This window comes from Sphingobacterium litopenaei, assembly GCF_014692495.1.
GTDB classification, from domain to species: Bacteria; Bacteroidota; Bacteroidia; order Sphingobacteriales; family Sphingobacteriaceae; genus Sphingobacterium; species Sphingobacterium litopenaei.
In genome coordinates this window covers 1-5,956 of sequence record NZ_JACOIJ010000064.1, presented here as the reverse complement: position 1 = coordinate 5,956, position 5,956 = coordinate 1, and the positions used below count along the sequence as shown (strand labels likewise).

The following is a 5,956-nucleotide window of genomic DNA, read 5'->3' as shown; positions in this document are numbered from 1 at the left end:
AACACGTTAAGCACACAGCTAGAAAGTATCTTCAATGGTTGGACAAAGGTAAAAGTAGCAGACCAAGAGGTTAAAAAATTAATCCAATTGGCACTTTGTCCGAATAAAGAAACATTGGATTTACTCCAAAAAGGAGCGGAAGATGAAATGTCCACCGTATTCAAAAATGTTGTTGAAGATACTTTTGCGTATGCGATGATAAGTGATACACAACAAATGGACACCACAAAAGGCACTTTATTTGGAGCGTATAATGCTGTTACAGGCTACTATCAAAACGTAAGAAATTACAAAAATGATGAAGCCAAACTGCAAAGTGTTGTTGACAACGAGAAAGTAGCATCAGAAACTAAATCTTATCAGAAAATACCGCATATCCTATCCTTTGTGGATGAACATGGCGAGGACAAAATGAAAGAGGATATTGAATCGAACTACAGACAGATAAAATTTGATGTTGTCCATGTTATTGAAAGCGAAATTGAACGTATCAAAAATGATCCCGATTTACAACACTTGATTCAGGAGGCCTAACTTGATAAGGTTTTAATGTAACTAGCCCCGGTACATCTGTATGTCCGGAGCTGTTATTTTAATCAAATTAAACTAGACTTAGTTAACCTGTAATGAAGCAGGACCGAATTCTTCAAAATGAATGGCCGACTTCGGTACATTGTTATCCACAAGGAAAGTATAATGTTTTGAGATAAATGGTCCGGGACCACAGATATAATATTCAGCCTGTTGATCTATAACTTGATCTTTTATCTTTGATAATTCAACCCATCCTTGATAAAACGAAGTATCCAATGATTCCACTTGATCGTAAAAGATATGTTGACGTATATTTAGATGTGAATTTGTGATTTCTGCCAACCTATCTTTAAAGGCATGTACAGCCTCGTTACGACAGCCATGTATCCAGGTGATTGGCGTGCTTTCGTCTTCATTTTTACGTTGTACCAAATCTTCCAGCATAGCCATAAGTGGTGTTTGTCCAACTCCACCGCTAATAAATACCTTAGGTCTTGACAGTTCAGTATTTAGTACAAAGACACCTGAAGGGGCTGATAGATCAATAAGATCACCTTCATTCACGTGATCGTGCAGACGATTACTGATCATCCCGTCAGGGTGTGTGTTACCGGATTCACGTTTTACCGAAATGCGGTAGTATTTACCGTTCGGAGAACAGGAGATACTATATTGACGCGGTTGAAGTAAGTTTAATTCCGGAAGAAATAAACGCAAACTGATATATTGACCAGGCTGAAAATCAGCCACCACACCATTATCCGAAGGATATAAATAAAATGAAGTAATTTCGGTAGATTCTTTTACTTTTTCCTTTACCACAAATGGTCGCCAGCCAGCCCATCCGCCAGTTTTATTGATCTGATCGTTATAAATTTTCTGTTCGTGACCACTCATCAAAGTGGCTAATTGCTGATAGGCCATTGTCCAGGCTTCCAGTAGTTCCGGTGTTGCAGTTTCGCCCAGAACTTCACCAATAGATGCTAGCAGATGTTTACCCACAATTGCATAGTGCTCCGGACGTATATCCAAACTGGTATGTTTATGACCAATGTTGTCAAGTACCGGTAATAATACCGATGGATTTTCAATATGTTCAGCATAAGCCAATACTGCCATAGCTAATGCGGTCTGCTGTTTCTGATTTTTTTGATTACCCATATTGAACACATGTTTCAACTCAGGGTTATGTCCGAACATACGTTTGTAAAAATGGGTTGTCAGTAATACGCCATGTTCTTTAAGTACCGGAACGGTTGCTTTTACGAGGTTTTTTTGATCTTGTGTCATTTTTTTGAACTATATTAATAATAGAAGATAAAATTGTCTTCTATTTTGTGAAATTTTTTTTATTTGTTTAATGTAAGCTGTCCTTTTATCAGTTCATGATTGAACTGACCAATAGTTGTATCCATCAGCATACGGGTAATCTTGTTACGAACTTCTTTGAAGTCATTGTGCAAAGGACATGGGTTTTCTTCGGAGCAATAACTCAGTCCCATACCACATCCGGTAAAAATTTGTTCCCCTTCAAAAGTGGTAACGATATCAGCAAGAGGACGGGTTAAACTTTTAGCATCCAGGTAAAAACCTCCATTTGGGCCCTTGATAGATTGGACAAGCCCTTCTTTACTGAGTTTTTGCAAGATTTTGGCAAGGAAGTGTTCTGGTGAATCTATATGTTCCGCTATTTCTTTAATACCAGAACGGTGGCCTTCTTGCGATCTTTGAGCAATGTAAAACATTGCTCTCATTGCATATTCGCAAGTTTTGGAGAATATACCCATATTCTAATTGTTATTTTGTGCCCTTCTGTGGAGATCCTCTACCAATTTCGATGACCTGTATCCAAAATCAGCACCAAAACTATTTATAACTAATCCCTTAACCTCATGTTTTTCAGAAGAAATGGCAAAGACTATACTCTCATCTGCCGGATCCGACATCCCCTCAAATCGGTATATTTCATCGATAAGGAATTCATCCGGAGATAATTCCAATGAGTGATCCTGACAATAAATACATTCTTTCCCGTCAGGAATCAAGAAGTCTTTTGTATATCCTCTTTTCTGCAAATCATTTACTGCTTCACTAAGCGTATCGTAACTAAAAGTATTTTCTTTATTTTCCATAATAATGATTAGGTATATTCATTTGATTGTTATTTGCTGATCTGTTCAACCCTTGAAATATTGTCCAATTTATGCAAAGAAAGTCTAACGATACTATCTTCTATTGCGATCAGATCATGAGGTACCGAAGCTTCTAAGGCTACCAACATACCTTTATTAAGTATATGCCGTTCACCCAATACCCCAAAGTCGATGCTTCCTTCAACTATTTCTACTACAATCGGATATCCGGCTTTGTGTTCTTTCATTTCCTGATTTTCCCGGAAAACAATCCTAACTTCTTTTATTGTGTTAGTATTTAAAAGAACAGTAATTGCTGGTTTACTATCTCCGTGTGTTATATTTTCAAAAATAGATGCTTTTTCCATAGATTGATATTAAATTATTTATCCATTTACCTATTCAGATACTCAAAGAATAGGTTTCACGTTGTTGTTTCTATAATACTCAATTTTTGAAAGAAACATGGCTGCCATTTTATCGCCTCTCCATTTCGCTTCTTCAGCAATCTTTCCTGTAAAATGATTGTCAATTGTCTCATTCCATAAAAGTATCCAACGATCAAAATGACTTTTCTCTATGGGTAAAGGTGCATGTAGCGCAAAAGGGCTTCCCTGATACGTGTGATCATTTAATAAAACTGTTTGCCAAAATCGGTACATTTTTTCAAGATGGGTATCCCAGTCTTGAATTTTGTCATTGAACAATTTTCCAATTATTGGATCTTTTCTCACTTTGCCATAGAACGAATCTACTAGTTGACGAATATCTAAAATATTTTCTATGTCATGTATCATTATTTATGACGTGTTTAATTTGACTTACTTTGATAGAACAAAGGTAAGCAAATAATAATAAAAGATATTGTTGTCCTTTATTATTTTGAAATTCATTTGACAACCTGGTTAATGGTCTAATTTCTATTTTTATCAACCTATCATTTGTCATACTATAGATTTACTATTACTTCGTAAAGTAAGCCTAGGGTTTTACTTTTTACTTTTATATGTCAATCTATAGTCTTACTATTTTGTTATAAAGTAAGTCTTTAGTTTTACTTTTTGTTTGTATATGTCATATTATAGCCTTACATTTAAATTGTTATTGTCATATTAAAGCTTGACTTATGATAAAGAAAAAATTACAGATTCAGCATTTAAGCACTAAAATAGAGGCTTTTAGAAATATTCAGACCATTCCCATGCCTCCTAGTGGATGGATTCGTGCTATTCGTACAGCACTAGGAATGTCAATGCAACAATTAGGAAACAGATTATCCATTACCAAACAAAGTGTACAAGATATGGAGCGAAGGGAAAAAGATGGTACTATATCTCTAAAATCCTTAAAAGAGACAGCTCATGCTTTGGATATGCAACTCGTATATGGTTTTGTCCCAAAAGACGGGTCTCTTGAAAAGTTGATTGAACGGAAAGCGAAGGAATTAGCAATGCAGATCGTATTACGTACTTCAAATTCCATGAAACTTGAAGATCAAGAAAATTCAAAGAAGCGTATTGAAAAAGCGATACAGGAAAGGACCGCTGAAATAGTAAGCGAAATGCCTAAGATTCTATGGGATTAGATTTCGAGTACAATCCAGGACAGACTCCCTTAGATCCGGAAGAAATAGACGGCTTGCTGATTGACACCATATCCACACGGGGTGAACTTGATGAGTTTGAACAGCAGAACATTGAAGAGGCTGTACAATGGGTGCTTAAACGTAGATTGAGACCAGATCAGATCCTAAGGGAAGCCTTCATATGCCAGTTGCATCAAAAAATGTATGGTGATGTATGGTCTTGGGCAGGACAGTTCCGTAATACCGAAAAAAATATCGGTATTGCCAGATGGAGAATTGGCCCTGAGCTAAGAACTTTGTTAGATGACACGTTATATTGGGTGGAACACAATACCTACCCGCCGGAAGAGATCGCTTTAAGGTTCAAGCATCGTATCGTAAGCATCCACTGTTTTCCGAATGGAAATGGCAGACATAGCCGGCTTATGGCCGATATCATCATTGACAAAATTTTTAAACAAAATGTATTTAGCTGGGGTGCTGCCAATCTTGTACATCAGGGAGAAACAAGGGTAACCTACTTACAGGCAGTAAGGGCAGCAGATGCAGGGGATATAGGCCCATTGATTGAGTTTGCTCGATCGTGATCAGTATAAGGGAGAGCAAAAAGCTCCCCTTTATACTACTTATTTGCTAACTTTCCTCTAGTTCTGCTATGTATTTGGCTTGAAGAGCAATAACCTTATCTTTTTCTTCAATCAATCTATCATAAAGGTTTGTTTCATTTTCAGATTTCTCCTGAATAGTCACACTTGCATTAATAAACCCGATTTTATTTTCTTTTATTTCGTGTGAAATAATAAAAAGATATCCCAATGCGTGTAAAGGGAAAGTCTTTATAAGGGCAAACCATCCTACCAACCTTAATTGCAAGGATTATTAACAAAAAAAGACGCCGAATTATGAGCTATTATATAGACGGAAGACATTGAAGGTGAGGACAAAAATAAAAATGCCGAAACCAAAATGACCTCAGATCCTGATCGCTGAAGGTCATTAAAAAGCGCCTGCCAGTAATTGCCTGCTCTTTACATAGCAACTGTCGTAATGTTATGGCTATGCAAAAAGTTGATGATTTCCTGATGTTCCTTAGTGGAAATCTCAAAAGAATGCAAATTTTCCAAGTTCTAATCAACAACAACAATATGCATCTTGGAGCCTATATCAATCCCTGCTGCATGTGGATTGAAAATCTGCCTTGAAATAATGTTTTTTTCCATGGTATTCCTGATTAAGAAACTTTTTTTGGACACATACTCCAAATAAAAAATTATCTGGCCGGGATTCCATCAGGATCATCAAGTAATTCGTCAAATGTCTATCTATTATGATAGACCCATTGTATGTGAACTAGACTTTAGGAAGGACTCGAAAAGTAGTACCATTAGAATGTTCGGTTTCTTGAAAAAGTTTCGCTAATAATTTATAAACTAGATCGGAAAGTTATCTCCGCTCTTCGATTGCGAAGCAAAATATTGTGATTCTAGGACAAGACATTTGAGCAAGACATTTGAGCAAGCGGAAGTTGGGTAGAGCCCTACTTTTCTTGGTCTAACTTGTCCAAATGGAGATTCTGGTATCCTTTGAATATATCTTATCTATTTTGCTGTTAGTTTAGATTGATATTTAGTATACTTTTAAGTATACTATAATGGGGGTATTCACCTTCTAGAGCCAACTTATGCCACTTAAGGTCAAGAATAAA

Annotated in this window: 9 protein-coding genes; 3 read left to right on the top strand and 6 right to left on the bottom strand. The window is 36.5% G+C overall.

The genetic code is table 11. The annotated features are described in order from the left end of the window. A partial coding sequence (locus tag H8B04_RS17220) for a DUF932 domain-containing protein (RefSeq protein ID WP_206366943.1) occupies positions 1-534 on the top strand: 534 nt, incomplete at its 5' end. 78 nt (positions 535-612) lie between these two features. Here H8B04_RS17220 and hmpA read toward each other — a convergent pair. Genes hmpA through H8B04_RS16605 form a run of 5 tightly spaced genes read right to left on the bottom strand, consistent with a single transcriptional unit; the run spans position 613 to position 3,463 of the window. After that, positions 613-1,824 carry an NO-inducible flavohemoprotein gene (gene hmpA, locus H8B04_RS16625; RefSeq protein ID WP_190303047.1) on the bottom strand — a complete coding sequence of 404 codons (1,212 nt, stop codon included), beginning with the start codon at positions 1,822-1,824 and terminating at the stop codon, positions 613-615. Between the two features lie 59 nt (positions 1,825-1,883). Continuing rightward, positions 1,884-2,321, bottom strand: coding sequence for an RrF2 family transcriptional regulator (locus tag H8B04_RS16620; protein ID WP_165292609.1), 438 nt, complete (start codon positions 2,319-2,321; stop codon positions 1,884-1,886). 3 nt (positions 2,322-2,324) lie between these two features. Then, entirely contained in the window at positions 2,325-2,666 is a 342-nt protein-coding gene (locus H8B04_RS16615) for a phosphoribosylpyrophosphate synthetase (protein ID WP_165292608.1), read from the bottom strand. A 29-nt stretch (positions 2,667-2,695) separates the two neighbouring features. After that, positions 2,696-3,034 carry a cupin domain-containing protein gene (locus H8B04_RS16610; RefSeq protein ID WP_165292607.1) on the bottom strand — a complete coding sequence of 113 codons (339 nt, stop codon included), beginning with the start codon at positions 3,032-3,034 and terminating at the stop codon, positions 2,696-2,698. Between the two features lie 42 nt (positions 3,035-3,076). Then, positions 3,077-3,463 carry a group III truncated hemoglobin gene (locus H8B04_RS16605; protein ID WP_165292606.1) on the bottom strand — a complete coding sequence of 129 codons (387 nt, stop codon included), beginning with the start codon at positions 3,461-3,463 and terminating at the stop codon, positions 3,077-3,079. Between the two features lie 329 nt (positions 3,464-3,792). Between H8B04_RS16605 and H8B04_RS16600 the strand changes: the two genes are divergently transcribed. Together H8B04_RS16600 and H8B04_RS16595 are read left to right on the top strand one after the other, a co-directional pair. After that, positions 3,793-4,251 carry a mobile mystery protein A gene (locus H8B04_RS16600; protein ID WP_165292605.1) on the top strand — a complete coding sequence of 153 codons (459 nt, stop codon included), beginning with the start codon at positions 3,793-3,795 and terminating at the stop codon, positions 4,249-4,251. Next, complete coding sequence (locus H8B04_RS16595) at positions 4,242-4,838, top strand: mobile mystery protein B (RefSeq protein WP_165292604.1); 597 nt, start codon at positions 4,242-4,244, stop codon at positions 4,836-4,838. Before H8B04_RS16600 ends, H8B04_RS16595 begins: the two co-directional genes overlap by 10 nt. A 46-nt stretch (positions 4,839-4,884) precedes the next feature. On the opposite strand, the gene H8B04_RS16590 is transcribed toward H8B04_RS16595, so the two are convergent. Continuing rightward, on the bottom strand, positions 4,885-5,112 hold the full coding sequence (locus tag H8B04_RS16590) for a hypothetical protein (protein WP_190303046.1): 228 nt from the start codon (positions 5,110-5,112) through the stop codon (positions 4,885-4,887). Positions 5,113-5,956: the final 844 nt, after the last annotated feature.